Source organism: Methylibium sp. Pch-M, assembly GCF_004136295.1.
Lineage (GTDB): Bacteria > Pseudomonadota > Gammaproteobacteria > Burkholderiales > Burkholderiaceae_C > Methylibium > Methylibium petroleiphilum.
The window spans coordinates 2,156,155-2,180,500 of the sequence record NZ_CP029606.1 but is presented as its reverse complement, the minus strand read 5'-3'; the positions used below and the strand labels follow the sequence as shown (position 1 = coordinate 2,180,500).

Annotated in this window: 22 protein-coding genes; 15 read left to right on the top strand and 7 right to left on the bottom strand. The window is 71.4% G+C overall.

What is annotated here, in order from left to right; translation table 11 throughout:
• Window positions 1–61 precede the first annotated feature (61 nt).
• A complete protein-coding gene (locus C1M51_RS10475; RefSeq protein WP_129449602.1) occupies window positions 62–1,297 on the top strand; it encodes an FAD-dependent monooxygenase in 1,236 nt (411 codons plus the stop codon).
• A gap of 40 nt (window positions 1,298–1,337) precedes the next feature.
• Here the strand turns inward: C1M51_RS10475 and C1M51_RS10470 are convergent, their stop codons facing one another.
• Together C1M51_RS10470 and C1M51_RS10465 are read right to left on the bottom strand one after the other, a co-directional pair.
• Window positions 1,338–2,156, bottom strand: a complete 819-nt coding sequence (locus C1M51_RS10470) for a carbon-nitrogen hydrolase family protein (protein WP_129449600.1) — start codon at window positions 2,154–2,156, stop codon at window positions 1,338–1,340.
• Window positions 2,153–6,376, bottom strand: a complete 4,224-nt coding sequence (locus C1M51_RS10465) for a YhdP family protein (protein WP_165349674.1) — start codon at window positions 6,374–6,376, stop codon at window positions 2,153–2,155. Before C1M51_RS10465 ends, C1M51_RS10470 begins: the two co-directional genes overlap by 4 nt.
• Before the next feature lie 256 nt (window positions 6,377–6,632).
• On the opposite strand from C1M51_RS10465, the gene glnE reads away from it, so the two are divergent.
• Together glnE and rrtA are read left to right on the top strand one after the other, a co-directional pair.
• Complete coding sequence (glnE, locus tag C1M51_RS10460) at window positions 6,633–9,431, top strand: bifunctional [glutamate--ammonia ligase]-adenylyl-L-tyrosine phosphorylase/[glutamate--ammonia-ligase] adenylyltransferase (RefSeq protein WP_242499650.1); 2,799 nt, start codon at window positions 6,633–6,635, stop codon at window positions 9,429–9,431.
• On the top strand, window positions 9,415–10,020 hold the full coding sequence (gene rrtA / locus C1M51_RS10455; protein ID WP_165349673.1) for a rhombosortase: 606 nt from the start codon (window positions 9,415–9,417) through the stop codon (window positions 10,018–10,020). Before glnE ends, rrtA begins: the two co-directional genes overlap by 17 nt.
• A gap of 9 nt (window positions 10,021–10,029) precedes the next feature.
• On the opposite strand, the gene rfaE2 is transcribed toward rrtA, so the two are convergent.
• The 3 genes from rfaE2 to C1M51_RS10440 form a co-directional block, all read right to left on the bottom strand.
• On the bottom strand, window positions 10,030–10,509 hold the full coding sequence (gene rfaE2 / locus C1M51_RS10450) for a D-glycero-beta-D-manno-heptose 1-phosphate adenylyltransferase (RefSeq protein ID WP_129449594.1): 480 nt from the start codon (window positions 10,507–10,509) through the stop codon (window positions 10,030–10,032).
• Window positions 10,510–10,561: 52 nt separating this feature from the next.
• Window positions 10,562–11,449 carry a ferritin-like domain-containing protein gene (locus C1M51_RS10445; protein WP_129449592.1) on the bottom strand — a complete coding sequence of 296 codons (888 nt, stop codon included), beginning with the start codon at window positions 11,447–11,449 and terminating at the stop codon, window positions 10,562–10,564.
• Window positions 11,450–11,559: 110 nt separating this feature from the next.
• Window positions 11,560–12,492, bottom strand: a complete 933-nt coding sequence (locus C1M51_RS10440; RefSeq protein WP_129449591.1) for a MerR family transcriptional regulator — start codon at window positions 12,490–12,492, stop codon at window positions 11,560–11,562.
• A gap of 143 nt (window positions 12,493–12,635) precedes the next feature.
• On the opposite strand from C1M51_RS10440, the gene C1M51_RS10435 reads away from it, so the two are divergent.
• The 10 genes from C1M51_RS10435 to C1M51_RS10395 are packed head-to-tail and all read left to right on the top strand — an operon-like array spanning window position 12,636 to window position 20,705.
• The gene (locus C1M51_RS10435; RefSeq protein ID WP_129449589.1) at window positions 12,636–13,253 is read left to right on the top strand and encodes a glutathione peroxidase; all 618 of its coding nucleotides are present in this window, start codon (window positions 12,636–12,638) and stop codon (window positions 13,251–13,253) included.
• A gap of 23 nt (window positions 13,254–13,276) precedes the next feature.
• A complete protein-coding gene (locus C1M51_RS19005) occupies window positions 13,277–13,636 on the top strand; it encodes a hypothetical protein (protein ID WP_165349672.1) in 360 nt (119 codons plus the stop codon).
• Between the two features lie 5 nt (window positions 13,637–13,641).
• A complete protein-coding gene (locus C1M51_RS10430) occupies window positions 13,642–14,967 on the top strand; it encodes an NAD(P)/FAD-dependent oxidoreductase (RefSeq protein ID WP_129449587.1) in 1,326 nt (441 codons plus the stop codon).
• 20 nt (window positions 14,968–14,987) lie between these two features.
• A complete protein-coding gene (locus C1M51_RS10425; protein ID WP_129452161.1) occupies window positions 14,988–15,782 on the top strand; it encodes a DUF1365 domain-containing protein in 795 nt (264 codons plus the stop codon).
• 7 nt (window positions 15,783–15,789) lie between these two features.
• Complete coding sequence (locus C1M51_RS10420; RefSeq protein ID WP_129449585.1) at window positions 15,790–17,052, top strand: cyclopropane-fatty-acyl-phospholipid synthase family protein; 1,263 nt, start codon at window positions 15,790–15,792, stop codon at window positions 17,050–17,052.
• Entirely contained in the window at window positions 17,052–17,624 is a 573-nt protein-coding gene (locus C1M51_RS10415; RefSeq protein ID WP_129449583.1) for a chalcone isomerase family protein, read from the top strand. Before C1M51_RS10420 ends, C1M51_RS10415 begins: the two co-directional genes overlap by 1 nt.
• Window positions 17,621–18,928: an MFS transporter gene (locus C1M51_RS10410; RefSeq protein ID WP_129449581.1), complete on the top strand. Its 1,308-nt coding sequence runs from the start codon at window positions 17,621–17,623 to the stop codon at window positions 18,926–18,928. Before C1M51_RS10415 ends, C1M51_RS10410 begins: the two co-directional genes overlap by 4 nt.
• Window positions 18,925–19,473 (top strand): DUF3833 domain-containing protein, encoded by a 549-nt coding sequence (locus C1M51_RS10405; protein WP_129449579.1) that lies wholly within the window; start codon window positions 18,925–18,927, stop codon window positions 19,471–19,473. The genes C1M51_RS10410 and C1M51_RS10405 overlap by 4 nt, the downstream gene beginning before the upstream one ends.
• A gap of 6 nt (window positions 19,474–19,479) precedes the next feature.
• The gene (locus tag C1M51_RS10400) at window positions 19,480–20,265 is read left to right on the top strand and encodes an SDR family oxidoreductase (RefSeq protein WP_129449577.1); all 786 of its coding nucleotides are present in this window, start codon (window positions 19,480–19,482) and stop codon (window positions 20,263–20,265) included.
• Window positions 20,265–20,705: a nuclear transport factor 2 family protein gene (locus C1M51_RS10395; protein WP_129449575.1), complete on the top strand. Its 441-nt coding sequence runs from the start codon at window positions 20,265–20,267 to the stop codon at window positions 20,703–20,705. Before C1M51_RS10400 ends, C1M51_RS10395 begins: the two co-directional genes overlap by 1 nt.
• A gap of 15 nt (window positions 20,706–20,720) precedes the next feature.
• Here C1M51_RS10395 and C1M51_RS10390 read toward each other — a convergent pair whose 3' ends face one another.
• Together C1M51_RS10390 and corA are read right to left on the bottom strand one after the other, a co-directional pair.
• A complete protein-coding gene (locus C1M51_RS10390) occupies window positions 20,721–21,899 on the bottom strand; it encodes an MFS transporter (RefSeq protein ID WP_129449573.1) in 1,179 nt (392 codons plus the stop codon).
• A 37-nt stretch (window positions 21,900–21,936) separates the two neighbouring features.
• Window positions 21,937–22,893 carry a magnesium/cobalt transporter CorA gene (gene corA, locus C1M51_RS10385; RefSeq protein WP_036232848.1) on the bottom strand — a complete coding sequence of 319 codons (957 nt, stop codon included), beginning with the start codon at window positions 22,891–22,893 and terminating at the stop codon, window positions 21,937–21,939.
• A gap of 370 nt (window positions 22,894–23,263) precedes the next feature.
• Between corA and hpf the strand changes: the two genes are divergently transcribed.
• Both hpf and C1M51_RS10375 read left to right on the top strand, forming a co-directional pair.
• Window positions 23,264–23,608: a ribosome hibernation-promoting factor, HPF/YfiA family gene (gene hpf / locus C1M51_RS10380; protein ID WP_011827827.1), complete on the top strand. Its 345-nt coding sequence runs from the start codon at window positions 23,264–23,266 to the stop codon at window positions 23,606–23,608.
• 222 nt (window positions 23,609–23,830) lie between these two features.
• Window positions 23,831–24,301 carry a PTS sugar transporter subunit IIA gene (locus C1M51_RS10375; RefSeq protein ID WP_056320386.1) on the top strand — a complete coding sequence of 157 codons (471 nt, stop codon included), beginning with the start codon at window positions 23,831–23,833 and terminating at the stop codon, window positions 24,299–24,301.
• Window positions 24,302–24,346: the final 45 nt, after the last annotated feature.

Genomic DNA, 24,346 nt, shown 5'->3' with positions numbered 1-24,346 from the left:
GGTCCGCGTCGCGCCGCCCCTCTTCAGGGGGCGTGCCGGGCGGCCGCCAGCAGGGCGGGTCATGGCAGCAGAACTTTCACTCGCGGTGGTCGGTGCCGGGCCGGTGGGGCTGGCGCTGGCGCTGCACGCGGCGCGCGCGCTGCCCGACGCCCGGGTGCACGTGTTCGACGCGCGGCCGGCCGACCTGGACGTGTCGCGCGATCCGCGCACGCTGGCGCTCTCGCTCGGCAGCGTGCAGGAGCTCGAGCGCCTGGGCGTCTGGCCGAGCATCGCGCCGGCCAGCACGGCGATCACCGCGGTGCACGTGTCGCAGCAGCAGCCCGCGCTGCTGCTGGGCGGCCTGGCCGAGGTGCTGCGCCTGCCGCCCCCCGAGCTGCTGCTGACGGCGAGCGAGTGCGGCGTCGACCAGCTCGGCGCCGTGGCCAGCTACGGCGCGATCGTCGCGCCGCTGCAGGCGGCCTGGTTCGAGGCGGTGGCGAAGGAGCCGCGGCGGCTGTCGGCGCGCTTCGGCACGCCGGTCGCCGCGCTCAAGCCGGCCGCGGGCGGCGTGGAGGTCGATGCCGGCATCGCCGAGCTGCACGACCTGGCCGTGGTGGCCGAAGGCGGCGTGTTCTCGACGCAGGCGCGCAAGGCGCTGGCGCACGACTACCGCCAGACCGCCTGGGTCGGTCAGGTCACGCTGGCCGGCCCGTCCGACCCGGCGACGGCCGGCACCGCCTACGAGCGCTTCACGCCGCAGGGTCCGGCGGCACTGCTGCCGCTGCCGCCGCGCGACGGCGCCGCGCGCGCGGCGCTGGTGTGGTGCGTCGACGCGGCCGACGACCCGGTGCACGACCTCGACGACGCGCAGCGCCTCGCGGTGCTGAACCAGGTGTTCCATCCGCGCGTCGGCCGCCTCGCCGCGATCACGCCGCTCAAGCGCTTCGCGCTCGGGCTCAATGCCGAGCGCACGCTGGTCGAGGGCCGCACGGTGCGCATCGGCAACGCGGCCCAGACGCTGCATCCGGTGGCCGGCCAGGGCCTGAACCTCGGGCTGCGCGACGCGCATGCGCTGGTCGCCGCGCTGCAGGCGGCACCGGCTGCAGCGGGCGACTTCGATGCCGCACTGAAGCGGGTGGAATGGCAACGTGCCCCGGACCGCTGGGCGCTGATCGCCGCCACCGACTTCCTGGCGCGCAGCTTCACCTGGCAGCTGCCGGGCCTGGCCAGTGCGCGCGGGCTGGGGCTGGCGGCGCTGCAGGCACTGCACCCGGCCAAGCGACGGCTGGCGCGACAGATGATGTTCGGCTGGCGCTGAAGCGGCCGCCGCGCGAGCCGCGGCGCGGCAGCCGGCTTCGCTACAACACGCGGTGCTGCAGCGCCGGCAGTTGCGCGCGCACCTGCGCCATGCGGGCGGCATCGAGGCTCACCATCACCACGCCCTCGTCCTCGGCCTGTACCGCCAGCACGTCGCCCCAGGGGCCGACGGCCATCGTGTGGCCCCAGGTGCGGCGGCCGTTCTCGTGGCGGCCGCCCTGCGCCGGCGCCAGCACCATGCACTGGTTCTCGACCGCCCGCGCGCGCAGCAGCAGCTCCCAGTGCGCCTGGCCGGTGGGGTAGGTGAAGGCGGCCGGCACCAGCAGCAGGTCGCAGGGCGGCACGCAGAGCGCGCGGTACAGCTCGGGGAAGCGCAGGTCGTAGCAGATGCTGAGGCCCACGCGCCAGGTGCGCCCGGCGCGGTCGGTGAGCGCGAAGGCCACGGGCGTGACCCCCGGCATCAGCGTGGCGGCCTCGTCGTAGCGTCGCTCGCCGTCGTCGAAGCGGAACAGGTGCACCTTGTCGTAGCGCGCCACACGCCGGCCGTCGGGGTCGAACACCAGCGTGGTGTTGTGGGCCCGGTCGCGGCGCCCGGCGATGCGCAGCGGCAGCGTCCCGCCCGCCAGCCACACGCCGCACTCGCGAGCGGTGGCGGCCAGCAGGTCCTGGATCGGGCCGCTGCCGTCGACCTCGGCGGCGTCGAGCTTGTCGGTGTCACGCTGGCCCATCAGGCAGAAGTACTCCGGCAGGGCCACCAGCTCGGCGCCTGCGTCGGCCGCCCGGCCGATCAGCGCCCGCGCCCGCGCCAGGTTCTCCGCGACGCGCGGCGTGGACACCATCTGCACGGCTGCGATCTTCATGGCGACTCCTTGGGCGTCGGCGCCGAGGCCGCCTCGTCGGTCGGCACCGCGTCGCCGAGTTTGCGCTCGATGCGCTCGACCTTGGGCTCGGCCCACGGTCCGGTGACGTGGAATTCGCGCGTGCCCGCGTTCATGATGGGCCGGCGCAACAGCCACTGCGCGACGAAGCTGCCCAGGCCGACCGCCGGGTTGATGGCCGCCACCGCGAGCGAGGCCGCTCCGGCATTGATCTCGGGCACCACCCAGACGCGCAGGTCCTGGGTCTCGTGCTCGACGTCGGCACTGCCTTCCATCAGCACCACGGCCTGCACGCCGCGCATGCGCAGGTTGCGCGTGCTCGCCACGCCCTGCGCGATGCTGACGTCGCCGGTGATGTTGTCGAACACGAAGCCGCGCTCGAACACGTCGCGGAAATCGAGCAGCAGGCGACGCGGCAGCGACTGCAGGCTGAGCACGCCCAGCAGCTTGGCCATGCCGGGATCGGCCTGCAGGAACTGCCCGCCCTCGACCGCCACGCGGACCTGGCCGCCCAGGCTGGCGTAGTCGATCGCCAGCGGCGAGCCGAGCCAGCTCACCTGCCCGGCCAGCTGGCCCTTGGCGCCGCGCACCACCTCGCCCTGGCCGAGCCGTGCGAGCAACGCGCCGCCGTCGGCGATGTCGAGCTTGAAGTCCATCGTCGCTCGTCGCCGTGCCGCCGCGCCGGGCGCGGCGGCCGACCAGCGGCCGCTGGCATTGAGCTGGGCCTCCGGCGTGACGAGGCGGAACTTGCTCAACCGCCATTCGCGCGCCGTCTCGCCGGCCTCCGCCTCGCGGTTCTGCGCCTCGATCTCGACCCGGCCGAGGCGCTTGCCACGCAGTTCGAAGTCGTCGATCACGATGTCGAGCGCCGGCACGCTGGCCGGCGAGGCCTGCTCGAGCAGCGAGCTGACCGCGTCGGCTTCGCTCTTGGGCAGGGACAGCCGCGACAGGCGCGCGTGGAGGCGGCCGGCACCCTCGGTCGCGGCGCGGGCACCGCCGGGCGGGCGGTACTCGGCATAGCCGTTGAACTCGGTGGCATCGAGGTTGGCGCGCCAGGTGGCGTCGTCGACCGCGACACCGCGCGTCAGACCGACCACGACCTCGTGCAGGTGCCGCCCGCTGGTGACGAGTTCCTTGGCCCGCAGCGCCACCGTGGTCGGCGCGTAGCCCGTGCCGCCGGGGCCCGCCGGCGCGGCGCCGCTGCCGCCGCTCCAGGTCTCGGCCACCTTCTGCCAGGCATCGAGGTCGAGGTAGGGCAGGTTGAGGTGGGCCGCGACGCCGTCGCCCGGCTGCGGCATCGCATCCTGCACGCCGATGCCGCCGCGCAGCACCCGGACACCCTCCGGACCCAGCTCGCGCCACCAGGCTGCCTGCACGACGCGGGCGGCCTCGGGGCCCAGCTCGACGCGCAGCTGGTCGCGCGGCGGCCCGCCGCCGGCCGCGATCGACTCCGGCACCAGACTGGCCTGCACGCGCAGCGGCAGCGCCTGGTCGGCGCTCTTGCGCAGCGGCGCCGGCAGGTCGACGGACAGGCCGAGCAGGTTGCTGCTCAGCTGCCACTCGGCCTGGCCCTGCACGATCCCCAGCGCGAGCTTGTAGCCGGTCTGGCCGCCGAGCACGGCGCCCGCCTGCGCCGCCAGCGGCCCGAGTTCGCTCGTGCGCCGCAGGCCGTCGGCGCTGGCTGTGCCCTGCACATTGAAGCGCAGGCTGCCGTCGGCCTGCCGAGCCCCGTCGAAGCTCGCCTCGCCACCCAGCACGCGGGCGCTGCCGCCGGTCAGCGAGAAGCTGGTGTCGCCGAAGGCGACACGCGCCTTCGCATTGGCCAGCAGCGGCAGGTCGGGCCGCAGCCGCAGGTCGTTGCCGTTCAGCCGCAGCGAGCCGCGCACGCTGCTGCGCTCGCTGTGCAGCAGCGGGATGTCGAGCGCCAGTTGCAGCTCGATCGGCGTCTGCACGGGACCGGTGCTCGCCTTGGCCAGCGCGCCACCGATCCAGCCGCCGACCGGCGTGGCATTGACGTAGCGCAGCGCGTCGGCCAGCGGGCCGCTGCCGTTGCCTTCGATCACCAGCGTGGCGTTGTCGGCCAGGTTGCGGATGCCGCCGTGAACCCGCGACAGCTCGAAGCTGCCGCTGCCCACGGTGCCCAGGCGGCCCCGCAGGTCGCGCAGTTCCATCGACTGGCGGTCGAACACCAGCTCGCCCTTGATGTCGGTCAGCGCCGGCCACGGCGGATGCAGGCCCGCGGCGGCGGCCGTTCCCGGTTCGCCGGGCCAGCCCGGGTCGCCCGGCATGTAGGCCAGCCGCACGCCTTCGAGCCGGGCCGCGATGCGGAACTCGCCCGCCCGCTCCGCGGGCCGGGCGCCGGTAGAGGCCGGCGCGCCGAACGGGAACTGCCGCAGATCGCCGCTCACCTTGAAGTTCACCGCGCTCGCCCGGCCGGCCTGCACCGCGCGCTCGACGTACTGCCGCACGCTCGCCGGCAGGCCCAGCGGCAGGTAGCGCGCCACGCGCGGGGCCAGCGCATCGCTCAGGCGCCCATTGAGTTCGAGCACGCCCGGCAGCCGCCCTGCCTCTCCTCCGGTGTGCCAGGTGGCCTCGAATTCGCCCTGGGCATCGTCGTTGGCGAACCGGACCTCGCGGGCCCGCAGCTCGACGCGCGGCGGCGCGCCGCCGGCGCCGGCATCGATGCGCCAGTTCAGGCGGCTGCCCAGGCGCTTCAGCGCGATGCGCGGCTGTTCGAACACGCCCGGGAACTCCAGCGCACCGTCGCTCAGCGAGAGCGTCGCCTCGCCGCCGCTCTCGCTGGCCGTCAACTCGATGTCGGCCCCCTGCAGGCCCGGGCGCCCCGGCCGCCAGGCCGGCGCCGAAGCGCCCTCGGCGGGTGCCGCCGCGGCGGCCGCGGCCAACCCCAGTCCTCGCAGGCTGGCCTGCAACCGGTAGCGCAGCGGCGCGACCAGCGGTCCGTCCCAGCGCGCCTCGACCTCGCTGGCGATGCCGGTCGGCGCCAGGCTCGCCACCCGCGTGTGCATGTCGGCGCCGATCCAGCCGACCGGCAACCTGCCGAGGGTCTGGGCCAGCAGCGCGAGGTCGAGCCGCTGCGCGCGCAGCTCGCCGCCGGCCAGTGCACCGGCTTCGTCGAGTCGCCAGCGCAGCGTGGCGTCGGCCGCCGGCCAGTGCAGGCCATCGGCGGTGACGAAACCGAACTGGCGCGCCTGCAGTTCACCGCTGCGCGCGCCGCCCGCGTCACCCAGCGGAGGGCGCCCGCTGAGGCGGCCGTCGATGCGCTCGAAGGCCAGCGGCTCGGCATCGGCCGCGAGCCGGAGCGCGACGTCGCGCAGCGCCAGGTCGACGGTGGCGGCCACCGGTTCGGCGTTCTTCACCTCGACCCAGGCGCGCAGCGCGCCGGCGCCGCGGCTGAGGTCGAACGGCAGGTCGATCTGGCGGCGCAGCGGCGCGATGTCGGCCGACGGCAGGTCGGCATAGAGCGTGCCGACCCAGCGGCGCCAATCACCCGGCCGCGCCAGCAGCCCGCCCTGCCCCTCGACCGGCCGCGCCAGCAAGGGCTGCGTGAAATGGCCGCGCAGCGAGAAACGCTCGCCCCACTCGGCCGGCGGCGTGGCGTCGAGCCGCAGTTCGTGGCGCCGCACACCGTTGCGCACCACCAGGTCCACCGCGTCGAGCGACAGCGGGGGGGCGCCCCGCAGTTCGTCGGTCCACACCAGGGTGGCGCCCTGGATCACGAACTCCTGCTGGCTGAAGAACCAGTCCGTCGCCGCGCCCTCGTCGCCGGGGCCCGACGGCTCCAGCCCGGCCACGAGGATGCGGCCGCGCGCATCGCGTCGCACCTCGAGCCGCGCGCCCTCGACCCGCAGCTGGTCGAAGCGCAGCCGCCAGCGCCCGTCCCAGCCCGGCAGCAGGGACGACGGCGACAACACGGCGCGCACGCTCGGCAGGCGCAGCGCCTCGCGCGGCTCGATGTCCTGCTGCGGTGCCTCGTACAGCACCACGTCGCGCAGCTCGATGGAACGGGCCCAGCGCCACACCGAGCCGCCATCCGTGACTTCGATCGCGCCGATGCGCACCGGCACGCCCAGGGCGTGGCTCACACGCATCTCCATGTCGGGACGCCAGTGCTCGATACGCGGCAGAATCGCCCACTGCAGAACCAGCCACGCCGCGATCACGATGCTCGACACGAGCAGCACGCCAGCCAGTCCCCAGCGCCCTGCCCTGGCCCAGCCGGAACGTCGCCGGGGCGGGCGGGCGACCGACGGCGGCGGTGACACAGTGGCAGGGGCGGGAGGCGGGATGGACGGCATCGAATGGCAGAACGGGCGGCGGGGCGCGCAGCACGCACGCCTTGCGCACCGCACTGACTGCACGGCCCGCCACGCGGCCGGCATGCCACGTCTGGCGCTCCGTCGACGGGCAGCACGCTAGCACAGACCCTTCGGCCCCACGATGCGTTCCCTGCCTGAAACAAGCACGAACAATGGCGACAGCCCGGTGAACGCCTGCCCGGCCGGACCAGCGCGGGCGGCCCATTCGCGCTTCGTCCAGCGCATCCGCCGCCGCTACCCGGCCGAGCTGGCCTTGCTGCCACCCGGCGTGCCGGGACGCGAAACCATCGGCGCCTTGATCGACACCCTGCAGTCCGGCGGCCGGGCCCTGCCGGCCGCCTTGCGCGTGGCCCGCCAGCTGGTGATCGAGCGGCTGGCCGTGCTCGACATCGAGGCGCACGCCCCGCTCGACGCCATCACGCTCACCATGAGCACGCTGGCCGAGGTGACGCTGGACCGCGCACTGGCGCAGGCCTTCGCCGACCAGGACGCTCGCCACGGCATCCCGTGCAAGGCCGACGGCCGTCGGGCCGCGTTCTGGGTGCTGGGCATGGGCAAGCTCGGCGCGGTCGAGCTCAACGTGTCGTCGGACATCGACCTGATCTATGTCTACGACGAAGACGGCCAGACGGCCGGTCATGGCAACAGCCGCGCCGGCGCGTCGATCAGCAACCACGAGTACTTCAGCCAGGTGGCGCGCACGCTCTATGCGCTGATCGGCGAGACCACCGAGGACGGCAACGTGTTCCGCGTCGACCTCGCGCTGCGGCCGAACGGCAACTCCGGCCCGCCGGTGGTGAGCCTGGCGATGCTGGAGGAGTACTTCCTCGTGCAGGGCCGCGAGTGGGAACGTTTCGCGTGGCTGAAGAGCCGCGTGGTCGCGCCGGCCAGCGCCATGACCAGCGGCGAGGCGTTGCCGCTGCGCGACGTGGTGATCCCGTTCGTGTTCCGTCGCTACCTCGACTACGGCGTGTTCGAGGGCCTGCGCCAGCTGCACCGCAAGATCCGCGATGAGGCGGCGCGGCGCGCCGCCGGACGGCCCGAGCGCGCCAACGACGTGAAGCTGTCGCGTGGTGGCATCCGCGAGATCGAGTTCACCGTGCAGCTGCTGCAGGTGGTGCGCGGCGGCCAGTTCCCCGAGTTGCGCACGCGCTCGACGCTGACCGCGCTGGAGCGGCTGGTTGCGGTCGGCGTGATGAAGCCCGAGACGGCCGGCAAGCTCGCCGAGGCCTACCGCTTCCTGCGCCGGCTGGAACACCGCATCCAGTACCTCGACGACCAGCAGACGCATCTGCTGCCGACCGACGATGCCGATCTCGGCTGGATCGCCCGCTCGATGGGGCTGATCTGCACGGCCGACACTTGCGAGCTGCTCGACACGCTGGGCACACACCGCGAGTTCGTCGCCACCGAATTCGACGCGCTGCTGCACGACGGCCGCACGCCGGGCGCCGGCGGCTGCAAGAGCTGCGGCGGCCCGCCGCCGCAGCTGGACGGCGAAGCCTTCCTCGAGCGCCTGCCGGCGGCGATCGCGGCGCGCGTGCGGAGCTTCTGCGCGACGCCGAAGGTCGCCGTGCTGCGCGACGAGACGAAGCTGCGGCTCGCCAAGCTGATCGGCCGCGCCTCGCTGGCCATCGACGAGGTCGACATCCGCGAGGACGCGGTGCTGCGCTTCATCGATTGGCTCGAGCCACTGCTGCGCCGCGAGAGCTATCTGGCGCTGCTCGCCGAACGGCCCGAGGTGCTGAACCGGCTGCTGCGACTGCTGGGCCTGGCGCGCTGGCCGATGCGCTACCTGATGCGCCACCCGGGTGTGATCGACGAATTGGCCGATGCCCGCGCGCTGCAGGGGCGCTTCGAGCGCGCCGCCTACCTGCGCGACCTGAACGAGCGCCACAGTGCCTGGACGCGCGGCGGCCAGGCCGACGAGGAGTCGCTGCTCGACACGCTGCGCCGCGCCCACCACGCCGAGGTGTTCCGCACGCTGGTGCGCGACGTGGAGGGAGCTCTCAGCGTCGAGCAAGTGGCCGACGATCTGTCCGCGCTGGCCGACGCCACCCTCGACTGCGCCATCCGCTGGGCCTGGCAGCACCTGCGGCAGCGCCACCGCGACGACCCGCATTTCGCGGTGGTCGCCTACGGCAAGCTCGGCGGCAAGGAGCTCGGCTACGGCTCCGACCTCGACGTGGTGTTCCTGTTCGACGATGCCGACGAGGCCGACCCCGACAAGGCCGCCGAGGTCTACGCCGCCTTCGTGCGCAAGCTGATCACCTGGCTCACGCTGCGCACCGCGGCCGGCGAGCTGTTCGACATCGACACCGCGCTGCGTCCCAACGGCAACTCGGGGCTGCTCGTGACCTCGATCGCGTCCTTCGAGCGCTACCAGGCCGGACGCGGCAGCAACACCGCGTGGACCTGGGAGCACCAGGCCATCACGCGGGCGCGCTGGTGCGCTGGCGAGCCCCGCCTCGCGCCGCGTGTCGAGGCGGTGCGGCGCGCGGTGCTGGCAGCCCCGCGCGATGCCGCGGCGCTGCGCGAGGAGGTCCGCACCATGCGCGAACGGGTGCGCGCGGCCCATCCGGTGCCGGCCCGTGACGGCCAGCCGCCGCCGTTCGACGTGAAGCACAGCGAGGGCGGCATGATGGACGTCGAGTTCGCAGTGCAGACGCTGGTGCTGGCGCATGGCGCGGCGCACCCGGCGCTGCGCGACGACATCGGCAACATCGCGCTGCTGCGGCTCGCCGAAGCCGTCGGCTTGCTGCCGCCGGGCGTGGGCCAGGGCGCGGCCGATGCCTACCGCGAGCTGCGCCGGGCCCAGCACCGCGCGCGGCTCGACGAGGCACCGACGCAGTTTGACGGCGACGCCTTCGCCGCCGAACGGTCCGCGGTGCGTGCGCTCACCCGTGCCGTCTTCGGCTGAGAGGCCGCGCAGCCCGGTGCGGCCGGGCAGCATCGCCTGGCTGCTGGTGGGGCTGCTGCTGCTGTTGCCGGCGCTCGCGGTCTACCCGAGCCCCACCGCCGAACCGGTGCTGAACTGGCAGCCGGCGCTGTGGCTCACCGAACCGTGGCGTGCCTGGAGCGCCGTCTGGGTGCACCTGAGCCGGCAACACCTGCTCGTCAACCTGGCCGGTGGGCTGCTGGTGGTCGCGCTCGGCGTCGCGGCCCGCGTCCCGATGCGCGCCGCCATCGCCTGGGCGACGGCGTGGCCATTGACCCAGCTCGGTCTGCTGGCGATGCCCGACCTGCTGCGCTATGCGGGCCTGTCGGGCGTGTTGCACGCCGGGGTCGCCGTCGTCGCAGTCGTGCTGCTGCGGCGCGCCGATGCGGCGTCGCGGCGGCTGGGGGGCGCCATCGTCGCCGTGCTGGCCGTCAAGCTGCTGAGCGAAACGCCGTGGCGCGGACCGCTCGCGCATCCCGAGGGCTGGGACATCGCGGTCGCGCCGCTCGCGCACAGCACCGGCGCGATCGCCGGGGCACTGCTCGCCTGGCTGCTGCTGCGTCGGCGCTGACGCCAGAGTTCAGTCGCGGATGCGGCGCACCAACGCGGTGGTGGAGTAGCCGGGCAGGAACGGGATGGCGAGCGCGCTGCCGCCCCAGCTGCGCACCAGCGCCGTCTCGGCCAGCGATTCCATGTCGTAGTCACCGCCCTTGACATAGAGGTCAGGTCGCACCTGCTTCAACAACTCGACCGGCGTCGGCTCGTCGAACAGCGTCACGAGGCTCACACTCTCGAGCGCCGCCAGCACCGCGGCGCGGTCGGCCTCGCGGTTCAGCGGTCGGTCTGGCCCCTTGCCGAGGCCGCGCGCCGACGCGTCGCTGTTCAGTGCGACCACCAGGCTGCCACCGAGCGAGCGCGCCTGCGCCAGGTACTCGACGTGGCCCCGGTGCAGGATGTCGAACACACCGTTGGTGAAGACGATCGGCCGCGCGAGTTCGCCGAGGCGCTGACTCAAGGCCCGGCGGGAACAGAGCTTGCCGTGGAAGGCAGGGGGCATCATGCCGCCATTGTCGCGTGCCCTGTGCCGGGCGGCCGCGGTGAGGCGGACTCGATCAGGCCGGCTGGGCGCCCGGGGGGCCGCCGGCCGCCGAAGCAGCCGCCGCGGTGGCGGCCAGCTTCTGCGTCATTTCCTTGCGGAAGCGGTTGAGCTCCTGGACGCTCTCGAAGCTGCGCTCCATCAGCAGGCTCAGGTTGTGCAGGATGCGTTCGACCACCTTGTTCTCCCACACGGCGTCGAACTGGATCTGCTTGTCGAGCCAGGCCTCCAGCCACTCGGGATCGGGCAGGCGCGACTGGATGGTGTCGCGCGGGAACAGCCGTTCGTTGACGTGCAGGTTGGTCGGGTGCAGGGCCTGCGCGGTGCGGCGCGCACTCGCCATCAGCACGCCGACCTTGGCGAACGCGGCCTTGGCCTCGTCGCCGAACTTCTGCAGTGCGCGCTTCATGTAGCGCAGGTAGGCCCCGCCGTGACGCGCCTCGTCGCGCGCCAGCGTTTCGTAGATCGCCTTGATGACCGGCTCGTCGTGCCATTCGGCCGCGCGGCGGTACCAGTGGTTCAGCCGGATCTCGCCGCAGAAGTGCAGCATCAGCGTCTCGAGCGCCGGGGCGGGATCGAACTCGAACCGCACCTCGTGCAGCTCGGCCTCGGTGGGGACCAGATCGGGCCGGAAGCGACGCAGGTATTCCATCAGCACCAGCGAATGCTTCTGCTCCTCGAAGAACCACACGCTCATGAAGGCCGAGAAGTCGCTGTCGTCGCGGTTGTCGCGCAGGAACATCTCGGTGGCCGGCAGCGCCGCCCACTCGGTGATGGCGTTCATCTTGACGGTCTGCGCCTGCTCTTCGGAGAGGCGGCTGGCATCGAACTGGTCCCAAGGAATGTCCTTGTCCATGTTCCAGCGCACGGATTCGAGTTGCTTGAAGAGTTCGGGGTAAAGCATGTCGGCCCCTTGTTGAGCTGCGTCGATTGTAGGTGGGAGGCGTGACACGACGGCGTCATGTCCATGCCGTGGACCGAGCGGCGCCCTCGTGCGCGGAGGATGCGGCGCGCTCAGCCGTGCTGCGCGCGCCAGCGCCGCGTTTCCCCGGTGATCGCCCCCAGCGCGGCCAGCGCCGTCACACCCGCCACCGGCCGGCGCTGCAGCACCGGCGCACTGCCGCCGGCCCAGATCTCGATCGACGGCGGCAACTTCTCCCGCAGCTCGGCGAGGCCGGTCGTGACCGCCGTCGGTGTGAGCATCGAGCTGAAGCTCAGCGCCACGATGTCGGCGCACTGCGACCTGGCGGCCAGCACGATGTCCCAGATCGGCGTCTGCACCCCCAGGCTCAGGCAGCGGCAACCTTCCAGCAGGAACAGCGGCTCGGCCATCAGCAGCCCCAGGCCGTGCGGCTCGTGCGGGAAGGTGGTCAGCAACACGCGGGGCCGGCTGGCCGCCTCGGGCACCGGCACCGTGCTGATGGCCTGGCGCAGCAGCACGTGCATCGATTCGGTGTACAGGTGCTCCTCGAAGACTTCGAGATGACCGCGCATCCAGGTGTCGCCGATCAGCGTATTCAAGGGCGAGATGACCTCGATGACGAAGCGCCCCAACCCCAGCTGCAGTTGTGCCTGCGCCAATTGGCGGCGCAGCCCGTCCACGTCATGAGCGCGCACCAGATCGACGTAGGCGCGCAGATCGGGTTGGCCGGGATCGCCGCGCGGTGCCGCGACCGCGGCGCTGCTGTCGCTGAGCCGCAGCAGGGCGTCGACCGGCTGCGCGACGATCTGCCCGGGCCGGTGGCCCGCGTCGAGCAGGCGCTTGATGACGCGCAGCTTCTCCACCTGATCCAGCGGATAGAAACGCTCGGCCAGCGCGTTCCGGTCCGGCACGGGGAAGCCGTAGCGGCGCTCCCAGATGCGCAAGGTGTCCTTCGTCAGCCCCGTGTCGCGCTCGACCGCCGCGATGGACAGGGCGATGGGACGGGTTTCGCTGCGCGTGCTCATCGCCGCTGGCGCCAGCTCGCGCACGGCCGTCGACAAACCGGAGATACACGTTTCATTGCGGGTCGACCAGCATTTGACGGGGGCATGGGCGCCCGTAATATAAATCAGTTCCAGCGTTTGACCAGGACAAACAGGAGATCCTCATGCCCATCCTTGCCACGACATCAGCCCGTGCCACCCTCTCGCCGCGGCGCGGTCCGTGGCCCGATCGATCGGCGTTGCGACCTCTCGCGATCGCCGCGCTGCTGTGCATCGTGGGCAGCGGCGCACAGGCCGCGTGCCCGCCGATGCTGGACCGCAGCTTCCCTCGTCTGCAGGACGAGAAGCCGCAGAACCTCTGCCAGTACGCCGGCAAGGTGGTGGTGGTGGTCAACACCGCCAGCTATTGCGGCTTCACCTCCCAGTACAAGGGGCTCGAGGCGCTGCACGCCCGGTACCAGTCGAGAGGCCTGGTCGTGCTCGGCTTCCCGTCCAACGACTTCGGCTCGCAGGAACCCGGCAGCAACCAGGACATCGCCGCGTTCTGCGAGAACACCTTCGGCGTCAGGTTTCCGATGTTCGCGAAGTCCAGCGTGAAGGGCAGCGCTCGCAACCCGTTGTACGCAGACCTCGCGCAGCGTACCGGCAAGACGCCCGCATGGAATTTCCACAAGTACCTGATCGGCCGCGATGGGCAGATCGTGCTCAGTTTCTCGAGCCAGACCGACCCTCAAGACCCTGCGTTTGTCCAAGAGATTGAAAAACTTGTGGATTCACAATAATACTGAACAGTAATATACAGACCATGCAGTTCAAAAAACAGCAACCCGAGCGCGGCAACGCCAATGCCCAAGACGGGCATCCATGGGGCTGCTTGCAAGTCGTTGCACCCACCTACGGAACATTCCGCGGCCGTGTCGGTCGCAGCACAGGTCGCCGCCGTCCTTTCCGGACCCGGCCCCCCGGTCCCGCTGCCGGGCGCTCTTTTCTGCCGCGAAGCCTTCCCCAGTGGATTGAAATCCCTGAGCACTTCTCCTCCTCCCTCCCTCCCTCCTTGGCTCAGGGGCGCTTCGCAGCATTTGTTCTTCCGATCGAGGCCCTTGCCGACCCGATCCTGACCCGCGACGCCGGTGCCTGCATCGGCGTCGCCTCGTCTGTGCGGTGATGCCGATGCACCGCGTCGCCGTCATCGGGTCAGGAATTGCCGGTCTGGCTGCGGCCCACGCCCTGACCACGGAGCCCTCGCCGGCTCCGCTCGCGGTGACGCTGTTCGAAGCGGGCGACTATCTCGGCGGACACACCCACACGGTCGACATCACGCTCCCGGGCACGAACGGCCCGGTCTCTCATGGCGTGGACACCGGCTTCCTGGTGTTCAACCACCGCACCTATCCCAAGCTGGTGGGCCTGTTCGATGCCCTCGGCGTCGCGACCGCGCCGTCGGACATGTCGTTCTCGGTGCAGGCGCCCGACGCTGGGGCCGCGGGGCTCGAGTGGAGCGGCTGCAATCTGGACACGGTGTTCGCGCAGCGCCGCAACCTCGCGCGCCCGCGGTTCTGGCGCATGCTGAGGGACATCCTGCGCTTCAACCGTCTCGCGACCGCGATCGCGGAGCGCAACGAGGATGCGCAGCTGACGCAGCCGATCGGTGACTTCCTGGCCGAGCACGCGTTCAGCCCCGAGTTCCGCGACTGGTACTTCCTGCCGATGATCGGCTGCATCTGGTCCTGTCCGACCGATCAGATGCTGCGTTTTCCGATCGCGACGATGATCCGCTTCTGCCACAACCACGGCCTGATCCAGGTGACCGACCGGCCGCAGTGGCACACGGTGCGCGGCGGCGCACGGCACTACGTCCGGAAGATCGCCGAGCGACTGGCCGACGTGCGCCTGTCCACGCCGGTGCGTCGGGTGATGCACGTGCCCGGCGGCGTGCGGGTCGCCACCGACGCCGGCAGCCTGCCGTTCGACGCGGTCGTGCTGGCCTGCCACAGCGACCAGGCGCTGGCGCTGCTGGCCGATCCGACCCCGCAGGAGCGCGCCGTGCTCGGCGCGATCCGCTACCAGCCCAATCGCGCGGTGCTGCACACCGACAGCTCGGTGCTGCCGAGGCGCCGCCGGGCCTGGGCCGCCTGGAACTACGAGCGCGCCACGACCGGCTCGCGCGAGCAGGCTGCAGTGTGTCTGCACTACCTGATGAACCGGCTGCAGCCGTTGCCGTTCCAGCAGCCCGTCGTCGTGTCGCTGAACCCGACCCGCGAACCGGCGCGCGGCAGCGTGCTCGGCGATTTCGACTACGCCCACCCGGTGTTCGACCTCGCGGCCATTGAAGCCCAGCGGCGCCTGCCGGACATCCAGGGCGGCAGCGCGCAGCGCTGGTACTGTGGCGCCTGGACCGGCTACGGCTTCCACGAGGACGGACTGGCGTCCGGCCTGGCCGCGGCACGGGCCGTGCGCGGGTGGCTGGCGGCTGCGGCCGCGCCGCGTGCCGCATGAGCGACCCGCTGGCCGTGGGCATCGCCGCACGCCCGCTGATCGCCTTCGGCAGCGTGCGCCATACGCGGCTGCGCCCGACGCGACACGCGTTCGCCTACCCCACCTACTTCCTGATGCTGCCGATGCGCAGCCTGCGCGCGGCGCCGTGCGCGGCGCTGCCGCGCAACCGCTTCGGCCTGATCGGCTTTCACGATGCCGACCATGGCGACGGCCGGGCCGACGCACTGGCCTGGCTCGACGAGTTGCTGGCCGGTGAAGGCGTCGCCGATGCCCGTGGCGAGGTCTGGCTGCAGACCTATCCGCGCGTGCTCGGCTACGTGTTCAAGCCGGTGAGCTTCTGGTACGCGCACCGCGAGGACGGCTCGCTCGCCGCGATCGTCGCAGAGGTGAACAACACCTTCGGAGAGCGCCACTGCTACCTGCTGCACGGCGACGGCCTGACCTGGGGCCGGGAACTGAGCGCCGCGAAGGTCTTCCACGTCTCGCCGTTCTGCGCCATCGAGGGCCGCTACCGCTTCCGGTTCCTGCGCACCACGCATCCGAGACCCGCGGCGCTGCGGTCCCACCCGGACGCGACCGAGCACATCGTCGCCTGCGTCGCGCACGACGACACCCAGGGCCCCCTGCTGCAGACCAGCGTCAGCGGCGCGCTCGTGCCGTTGAACGCGGCGAGCCTGCGACGTGCCTTCTGGCGCATGCCGCTGATGAGTGCCGGGGTGATCGCGCGCATCCACTGGCAGGCGCTGCGGCTGTGGCTCAAGCGCGTGCCCTTCTTCGGCAAACCCGTCCCGCCCCGCGCCTTCGTCAGCCGCTGAACGACCGATGAACACCACCACCCATGGCGGCACCGTGCCGCGTCTCGAGCCCGCCACCCTGCCGCCGTCGGCGCCCGCTGCCGCGCGCGCCGTGTTCCGGCTGCTGACGCAACTGCGGCACGGTCAGCTCGACGTGCAGATGCCCGACGGCACGAGCGCACGCTTCGGCGGCCTGCGCGAGGGCGGCGACGTTCGCGCCGCGATCCGGCTGCGCAACTGGGCCGTCTGCGGCGCGGCGCTGCGCAGCGGCGACATCGGCTTCGCGGAGAGCTACATCGCCGGCGACTGGAGCACACCCGACCTGGCGGCGCTGCTGCGGCTGTTCGTCGCCAATCGCGAGGAGATCGAGACCCTGGTCTACGGCAGCTGGTGGGGCTCGCTGCTGTACCGCGCCCGGCATCTGCTCAACCGCAACTCGCGCCGCGGCAGCAAGAAGAACATCCACGCGCATTACGACCTCGGCAACGCCTTCTATGCGCTCTGGCTCGACGAGACGATGAGCTACTCGAGCGCCTGGTTCGACGGCGATCCGCGGCGCTCCACGGCCGAGGGCCAGCACGCCAAGATCCGGCGTGCGCTGACCGAGGCCGGCGTGACGGCGGGATCGCGCGTGCTCGAGATCGGCTGCGGCTGGGGCGGCGTGGCCGAGGTCGCGGCGCGAGACTTCGGTGCCCACGTGACCGGCGTCACGCTGTCGTCCGAGCAGCTCGACTACGCGCGGCAGCGGCTGCAGCGCGCCGGCCTCGCGAGCCGGGGCGACCTGCGCTTCCAGGATTACCGCGACATCCCCGACGGTCCGTTCGACGCGGTGGTCTCGATCGAGATGTTCGAGGCGGTCGGCCGCGCCTACTGGGACGGCTACTTCCGCACGCTGTCGGACAAGCTCAAGCCCGGCGGGCGCGCCTGCATCCAGAGCATCACGATCCGTGACGACCTGTTCGATCGCTACATGAAGAGCACCGACTTCATCCAGCAGTACATCTTCCCCGGCGGGCTGCTGCCGAGCATCGGCGCCTTCGAGGCCGAGGCTCGCCGCGCGGGATTCGAGGTGGAGACGACCTTCCGCTTCGGGCCCGACTACGCCGAGACGCTGCGGCGCTGGCGCGAACGTTTCATGGGCGAGGAGGCCCGTGTGCGCCAACTCGGCTTCGACACGCGCTTCGTGCGCATCTGGGAGTTCTACCTCGCCTACTGCGAGGCGGCCTTCGCGGCCGGCAACACCGACATCGTGCAGTTCACGCTGCGCAAGCCCGGCGCGGCGGGCGTCTGATGGAACGTCGCGCCTGCCTCCAGACCCTGGCCGCCGCCGCGTGTTCAGTGGCCGTGCCGGCGCTGCGGGCGCAAGCCGCGGCCCGGCCTCCGGCCGAGGCGCTGGCCGAGCTGCCAGGCGCGCGCCTGCAAGGCAGCGGCCGTCTGCGCTACTTCGGCCTGCACATCTACGACGCCCGGTTGTGGGTCGGCCCCGACTATCCCGTCACCGCCCCCGGCCGGGAGGACTATGCGGCGCACCGCTTCGCGCTCGAGCTCGAGTACGCCCGCTCGCTCGACGGCGAGAAGATCGCCGAGCGTTCGATCGACGAGATGCAGCGCGCCGGCCCGCTGCCCGACGCGCAGCGACAAGGCTGGCTGGCCTTCATGACGACGACCTTCCCCAACGTGGAGGCCGGCTCCCGGATCACCGGGCTGCACCGGCCGGGCGAGATGGCGCGCTTCTACTTCAACGGCCAGCCGGCCGGCGAGCTGCGCGACCCCACGTTCGCGCAGCGCTTCTTCGGCATCTGGCTCGGCCCGCAGACCTCGCAGCCGGCGCTGCGGCGATCGCTGCTCGGGGGCTCGCCATGAGCGAGCGGGCGATGGCAGCGCTCGGCCTGCCGCGCGCGACGGCCGGGCTGGCTTCGTCCGGCGACGGCCTGCGCTACGGCGCCCTCGGCCTGCCGTTGGCCTTCGTCGCATTGCCGCTGTACGTGCTGCTGCCGAATCACTACGCGGCGCAGTTCGGCGTGCCACTGGCCGCGCTCGGCGCGGTGCTGCTCGGCGCGCGCCTGCTGGACGCGCTGGCCGACCCCCTGATCGGCCGCTGGGTGGACCGGCTGTTCGCGCGGAAGGCCCTGTCAGCGTGGTGGGCCGCGACGATCGCGGCGCTGGTGCTCGCGATCGGCTTTCGCGCGCTGTTCTTTCCCGCCGTCGCAGGCACGGCGGCCCTGCTCGCGTGGTGCGCGATCGGTCTGGCCTTCACCTACCTGGGCTACAGCGTGGTCTCGGTGGTGCATCAGGCCTGGGGTGCACGGCTCGGCGGCGACGAGGCGGGCCGCGCCCGCGTGGTCGCGTGGCGCGAAGGGGCCGCGGTGGTGGGGGTGCTGATTGCCAGCGTGCTGCCGTCGGCGGCCGGCCTGCAGGCCACCACGCTGGTGTTCGCGGTGCTGCTGCTGGCCGGGCTGGTGCTGCTGCGGCAGGCACCACGGGCGGTGCTCCGCCCACCCCTCGCCGCCGGTGGCGCCGCATCGGTGCGGCCCTTTCGCGTGGCGGCGTTTCGTCGCCTGCTGGCGATCTTCATCGTCAACGGCATCGCCAGCGCAGTGCCAGCCACGCTGGTACTGTTCTTCATCCGCGACCGGTTGCAGGCTCCGGCCTGGGAGCCGGCCTTCCTGGCGGCGTACTTCGCGGCCGGTGCGCTATCGATCCCGCTGTGGCTGCGCAGCGTCGCCCGCTTCGGCCTGGCGCGCAGCTGGCTCGCCGGCATGGGGCTGGCGATCGCCACCTTCGGCTGGGCCGCGACACTGGGCGCTGGCGACACGCTCGGCTTCCTCGCGGTGTGCATCGCCAGCGGCGCGGCGCTCGGCGCCGACCTCACGCTGCCCGGCGCGCTGCTGACCGGCGTGATCCAGCGTGCCGGTCACGCCGGCCACGGCGAGGGCGCCTACCTCGGCTGGTGGAACTTCGCGACCAAGCTCAACCTCGCGCTCGCCGCGGGCGTGGCCTTGCCGTTGCTGCAGGCCACGGGCTACGAGACCGGTGCGCGGGACCCGCAGGCACTCGCCGCGCTGAGCTTCGCCTACTGCCTGCTGCCGTGCGCGCTGAAGCTCGGCGCCGCGCTGCTGCTGTGGGCGCTGTGGCTGCGCCACCCCGACGCTGGAGATCTCGCATGAACAAGCGCACCCTGCTGGTGGTGGTCGGCGCGACCGTGGCACTCGCGGCCACCGGCGGCCTGACCGGCTGCGCCGGCCCGACCGTCGCCGACTACGCCGCCGAGCAGCCGACGCTCGACCTCGCCCGGTACTTCAACGGCACGCTCGACGCCCATGGCGTGTTCACCGACCGCTCGGGCAAGGTCGTCAAGCGCTTCCATGTGGTGATGAAGTGCAGCTGGCAGGGCCACGACGGCGTGCTCGACGAGGACTTCACCTACAGCGACGGCACGAAGCAGCGCCGCGTCTGGCGCCTGAAGAAGCTCGACGGCGGCCGCTACACCGGCACCGCGGACGACGTGAGCGGCGAGGCACAGGGCCAGGCCGCGGGCAACGCCTTCAACTGGCGCTACACGCTGCGCCTGCCGGTGGACGGCAAGGTCATCGATGTGCAGTTCGACGACTGGATGTACCTGATGGACGAGCGCGTGATGCTGAACAAGGCCGTGATGAGCAAGTTCGGTGTCCGCCTCGGCGAGGTCACGCTGTCCTTCTACAAGCGCTGAGCCTCGATGTCCCTGAATCCCCCCCTCACCGAGTGGTCCGGCCAGCTCGCCTGGCTGGTCGGCGCCTCCAGCGGCATCGGTCGCGCCACCGCGTCGGCGCTGCACGCGCAGGGCGCGACCGTGGTGGTGTCGGCCCGCAAGGCGGCGGACCTCGAGCGCTTCGTGCAGGAGCATCCCGGCAGCCATGCGGTGGTGCTCGACGCGACCGACCATGCCGCGATGCAGGTCGCGGCGCGCCGCGTGCGGGGCCTGATGGGGCGTATCGATCTCGCGATGTACTGCGCCGGCCACTACAAGCCGCAGCGCGCCACGGCCTTCGACCTCGACGAGATGCTGCTGCACCAGCAGGTCAACTATGTCGGCGCGCTGCATCTGGTCGACGCGGTGCTGCCCGGACTGCTCGAGCAGGCCGCGGCCGGCTCGGGAGGGCACTTGAGCCTGGTCGGCAGCGTGGCCGGCTACCGCGGTCTGCCGAACTCGCTGGCCTACGGGCCGACGAAGGCGGCGTTGATCAACCTGGCGCAGGCGCTCTACCTCGACCTGCACGCGAAGGGCATCGGCGTGTCGATCGTCAACCCCGGCTTCGTCGAGTCGCCGCTGACGGCGCAGAACGACTTCGCGATGCCGGCGCTGCTGACCCCCGAGCAGGCGGCGCAGGCCATTCTCGCGGGCTGGGCCTCGGGCGTCTTCGAGCTGCACTTCCCGAAGCGCTTCACGCTGTGGATGAAGCTGCTGAGCCATGTGGGTGACGGCCTGTACTTCAAGGCGGTGCGCCGCGCCACGGGTCTGTGATGCCGGCCTCCACCGACGACACCCGCGTCGCACGCGTGATCGCACGCTTCGAGCACCTCACCCGAGAGGACCTGCCGCGCCTGGGCGAGATCTACACCGAAGGCGCGCTGTTCAAGGACCCCTTCAACGAGGTCGAGGGGCTGGCCGCCGTGCAGGCGGTCTTCGCCCACATGTTCGACGCACTCGACGAACCGCGCTTCGTGGTGCGCGACGTCATCGTGCAAGGCGACCAGTGCCTGCTGACCTGGGACTTCCTGTTCCGCTTCAAGCGCTACCGCTACGAGCTGCAGACGGTGCGCGGTGCCTCGCACCTGCGCTTCGCCGCCGACGGCCGGATCGCGCAGCATCGCGATTACTGGGATGCCGCCGAGGAGCTGTACGAGAAGCTGCCCGCGATCGGCGTGCTGATGCGCTGGCTCAAACGCCGCGCCAGCCGCTGAGGGATTGCCGGATCATTAACCCTCGGGTCCGGCACGCATGCGCAGCGCCACGGCGATCACGCTGACGGCGAGTGCGGCCAGCCACAGCGACTGCCCCGGCACACCGCAGCGTTCGAGCATCAGGCCGCTGACCGCCGGCCCGACGGCGCCGCCGGCGGTGTAGCCGGTGATCATCGCCGCGGTGCCGGCGATGGTGGAGCGCCCGGTGAACTCGTGCGCCACGCGGACCATCGTCAAGGTGTAGAGCGCGCCGCCGATCGCGCCCCACAGGAAAGCCGCCACCCAGAACAACACGGCCACGCGGGGTGCCAGGCCGAAGGCCAGCACCGACAGCAGCAACAACGCACCGGCGACGCCGAACACCCGCCGCACCGGCGCATGGTCCGCCAGCCAGCCGGCCGGGTACTGCAGCACGAAGCTGCCGACGCCCAGTGCGCCGGCGATCGACGTCGCCACGCCGAGCGACATGCCGAGCTGCGACCCGTAGGCCGCGGTGATGCCACCGAGGCCCGCCTCGAACACGCCACCCGCGAAAGCGATCCACACCAGCGCCGGGCGCGCCCGCAGCGCGGCCCGCAGGCTGTCGTGGCTGCCGCCGGTGTGCGAGGCCCGCAGGCGGCCGACGGCGGGTCCGGCCGTGACCCCCAGTGCCAGTGCGTAGATGGCGGCGGCGCCCCACAGCAGCCACACCGTGTGCAGTGGCTGCCCCGCGGGCAACAGCCATTGCAGCGCACCGGGCAGCAAGGGACCGACCGCGAGAGCAGCGCCCAGCGCGGTCTGGTACAGCCCGGTGAAGCGGCCGCGCCGGGCCGGCGGCGCGTTGAAGGCGATCAGCGCCTCGGTGCCGTTCCATTCGGCCGCCGCGCCCAACGCGCCGAGTACCGACCAGCAACACCAGGCGAGATAGCTGTCGGTCAGCGCATAGCCCGCCAGCGACAGCACGCCCAGCACCAGGCCGCCCCGGTAGGCGCGGATCACGCCGAGGCGCGCGAACACGCGGGGCATCACCGGGATCATCGTCGCCACGGTCAGGAAGGGCAGCATCGCGAACAGGCCGATCGCGCCGGCATTCACACCCCGACGCTGCAGCGTCACGGCGAGCACCGGGTTGACGACGCTGAAGGCCAGCACCACCAGCGTCGTTCCCGCCCCGATGCGCCAGAGCCCGCGGCCCACGGGAGCATCGGAGCTCATCGCGTCTCGCCGGCAGCGCGGAGACCCCGCGCCGCCGTCACAGCCAACCCTTGCGACGGAAATACCAGAACGGCGCGATCACCGACGCGACCATCAGGCCCAGCGCGTACGGATAGCCCAGGCTCCAGTCGAGTTCCGGCATCGCCTTGAAGTTCATGCCGTAGATGCTGGCGATCAGCGTCGGCGGCAGCAGCGCGACGCTGGCCACCGAGAACAGCTTGATGATCTTGTTCTGGTTGATGTTGATGAAGCCGACGATGGCGTCCATCAGGAAGTTGATCTTGTCGAACAGGAAGGCGGTGTGCGAATCCAGCGAGTCGATGTCGCGCAGGATCTGGCGCGCTTCCTCGAACTGCTCGGCATTGAGCAGGCGGCTGCGCATCATGAAGCTGACCGCGCGTCGCGTGTCCATCACGTTGCGGCGGATGCGGCCGTTCAAGTCTTCCTGGCGTGCGATGGCGGCCAGCACCTCGGCGGCGGTCTGGTCGTTCACCTCCGACTGCAGCACGCGCGACGACACCTTCTCCAGCTCGTCGTAGATGCCCTCGAGCGAATCGGCCGAGTACTCGGCGTCGGCGTCATAGAGCTTGAGCAGCACGTCCTTGGCATCTTCGATCAGCGCCGGCGTGCGGCGCGCCCGCAACCGCAGCAGGCGGAACACCGGCAGGTCTTCGGCATGCACCGAAAAAAGCACCTTGTCATGCAGGATGAACGCCACGCGGACATTTCGTGTCGCCTCGTCGTGGATCAGGAAGTCGGAGCGGATGTGCAGTTCGCCGTTGTCTTCCTCGTAGAAGCGGGCGGACTCCTCCAGGTCGTCGTCGACGATGTTCTCGGGAATGTGCAGGCCGAAGCGGCCGGCCAACCAACCCTTTTCCTCGGGCGTCGGGCTTTCCAGGTCGACCCACACCGGCCGCACATGGGCGAGCGCTGCCGCGCTCTCGATTTCTTCTTGGAACAGCCGCCCATTGGCGAGCGTGAAGACGTTCAGCATGCGAACTCCAACGACCGCGCGGGCCGACGCGCCGCGGATTCGACCCCGTAAGCTGGGCTCGGGGTCGGCTTGGGAAGTGAGATCGAGACCGTCTCACTCCCTGCGGTATCGCACCCCCGAAGAGGCGCGGAAGCGGTTGGAGTGGACGGTCACCGAGGTGGGGTGGTGTCCAACGGAAGCTCCGACAACGAAACCAATGGATTATGGCATTCGCGCCAGCGCGCCGAGCCCGCTGCGGCCCGTTTCCGGCTCGGTCATCGGCTTGTCACGCCGCAGCGTCGGGCGCACACTGAACCGGACCGCCGGGACACGGCATGTCGTGTCCCGGCGTCGCTGGTTTCCTTCTCAACCCTCAGTGAAAGGCGAACTTATGAACCTGACGATCAGCGGACACCATCTCGAAGTGACGCCTTCTCTGCGTGAGTATGTACTCACAAAGCTAGACCGGGTCACTCGACATTTCGATCAGGTCGTCGACATCAATGTCCTGCTGAGCGTCGAGAAGCAGAAGGAGAAGGAGAAGCGGCAGAAGGCCGAGGTCAACGTGCACGTCAAGGGCAAGGACATCTTCGTCGAATCGGCCCACGAGGATCTGTACGCCGCCATCGACGAGCTGATGGACAAGCTCGACCGCCAGGTCTGCCGTCACAAGGACAAGGTGCAGGACCACCACCACGCCTCGGCCAAGCGCCTCGATGCACCAGATCTGCAGTAAGCCCACCGCAAGGATCACGGACCATAAAGGAGCGGCCTGCGGGCCGCTTTGTTCTTGCCGATCGGACGGGAAGCCGTTGCCGCACCGCAACCTCGGGCACCTCATCGCGGGGACTGGAGGGCTCGCCCGAGACTCGGGGCCGGCCTCCTTCCTATAATTTGTCACTCGTTTGTTGCGAAGCGCTGGCCAAGGCCCTCCCGTCGAAACCGGCGCTGCCCCTAGATGAACCGTCTCTCCGCCATCCTGCCCGCCAGCAACGTGCTGGTGGATGTGGACGCCACCAGCAAGAAGCGCGTGTTCGAGCAGGCGGGCCTGCTGTTCGAGAACCGGCATGCGATCGCACGGGCGACGGTCACCGACAACCTGTTCGCCCGCGAGCGCCTGGGGTCGACCGGTCTGGGTCATGGCGTGGCCATTCCGCATGGCCGGATCAAGGGGCTGAAGAACCCGCTCGCGGCGGTGATCCGCATGCAGCAGCCGATCGGCTTCGACGCGCCGGATGACGAGCCGGTGTCGCTGCTGATCTTCCTGCTGGTGCCTGAAGCGGCCACGCAGCGCCACCTCGAGATCCTCTCGGAGATTGCCGAACTGCTGTCGGACCGGGCCCTGCGCGACAAGCTCAAGACCGAGCCCGACGCCGCCAAGCTCCACGAGCTGATCGCCAACTGGGAACCGCTGAAGTCGGTCGCGTGAGCGACCTGCCGCTCCCGGCTCGAGCGACGCAGCCGGCCTGCGCCG

Excerpts from the sequence above, each read along its gene's own strand:
- C1M51_RS10475 (WP_129449602.1), top strand. The coding sequence starts at position 62 with ATGGCAGCAGAACTTTCACTCGCGGTGGTCGGTGCCGGGCCGGTGGGG.
- C1M51_RS10470 (WP_129449600.1), bottom strand. The coding sequence starts at position 2,156 with ATGAAGATCGCAGCCGTGCAGATGGTGTCCACGCCGCGCGTCGCGGAG.
- glnE (WP_242499650.1), top strand. The coding sequence starts at position 6,633 with ATGCGTTCCCTGCCTGAAACAAGCACGAACAATGGCGACAGCCCGGTG.
- rfaE2 (WP_129449594.1), bottom strand. The coding sequence starts at position 10,509 with ATGATGCCCCCTGCCTTCCACGGCAAGCTCTGTTCCCGCCGGGCCTTG.
- C1M51_RS10445 (WP_129449592.1), bottom strand. The coding sequence starts at position 11,449 with ATGCTTTACCCCGAACTCTTCAAGCAACTCGAATCCGTGCGCTGGAAC.
- C1M51_RS10440 (WP_129449591.1), bottom strand. The coding sequence starts at position 12,492 with ATGAGCACGCGCAGCGAAACCCGTCCCATCGCCCTGTCCATCGCGGCG.
- C1M51_RS10435 (WP_129449589.1), top strand. The coding sequence starts at position 12,636 with ATGCCCATCCTTGCCACGACATCAGCCCGTGCCACCCTCTCGCCGCGG.
- C1M51_RS19005 (WP_165349672.1), top strand. The coding sequence starts at position 13,277 with ATGCAGTTCAAAAAACAGCAACCCGAGCGCGGCAACGCCAATGCCCAA.
- C1M51_RS10430 (WP_129449587.1), top strand. The coding sequence starts at position 13,642 with ATGCACCGCGTCGCCGTCATCGGGTCAGGAATTGCCGGTCTGGCTGCG.
- C1M51_RS10420 (WP_129449585.1), top strand. The coding sequence starts at position 15,790 with ATGAACACCACCACCCATGGCGGCACCGTGCCGCGTCTCGAGCCCGCC.
- C1M51_RS10415 (WP_129449583.1), top strand. The coding sequence starts at position 17,052 with ATGGAACGTCGCGCCTGCCTCCAGACCCTGGCCGCCGCCGCGTGTTCA.
- C1M51_RS10410 (WP_129449581.1), top strand. The coding sequence starts at position 17,621 with ATGAGCGAGCGGGCGATGGCAGCGCTCGGCCTGCCGCGCGCGACGGCC.
- C1M51_RS10405 (WP_129449579.1), top strand. The coding sequence starts at position 18,925 with ATGAACAAGCGCACCCTGCTGGTGGTGGTCGGCGCGACCGTGGCACTC.
- C1M51_RS10400 (WP_129449577.1), top strand. The coding sequence starts at position 19,480 with ATGTCCCTGAATCCCCCCCTCACCGAGTGGTCCGGCCAGCTCGCCTGG.
- C1M51_RS10395 (WP_129449575.1), top strand. The coding sequence starts at position 20,265 with ATGCCGGCCTCCACCGACGACACCCGCGTCGCACGCGTGATCGCACGC.
- C1M51_RS10390 (WP_129449573.1), bottom strand. The coding sequence starts at position 21,899 with ATGAGCTCCGATGCTCCCGTGGGCCGCGGGCTCTGGCGCATCGGGGCG.
- corA (WP_036232848.1), bottom strand. The coding sequence starts at position 22,893 with ATGCTGAACGTCTTCACGCTCGCCAATGGGCGGCTGTTCCAAGAAGAA.
- hpf (WP_011827827.1), top strand. The coding sequence starts at position 23,264 with ATGAACCTGACGATCAGCGGACACCATCTCGAAGTGACGCCTTCTCTG.
- C1M51_RS10375 (WP_056320386.1), top strand. The coding sequence starts at position 23,831 with ATGAACCGTCTCTCCGCCATCCTGCCCGCCAGCAACGTGCTGGTGGAT.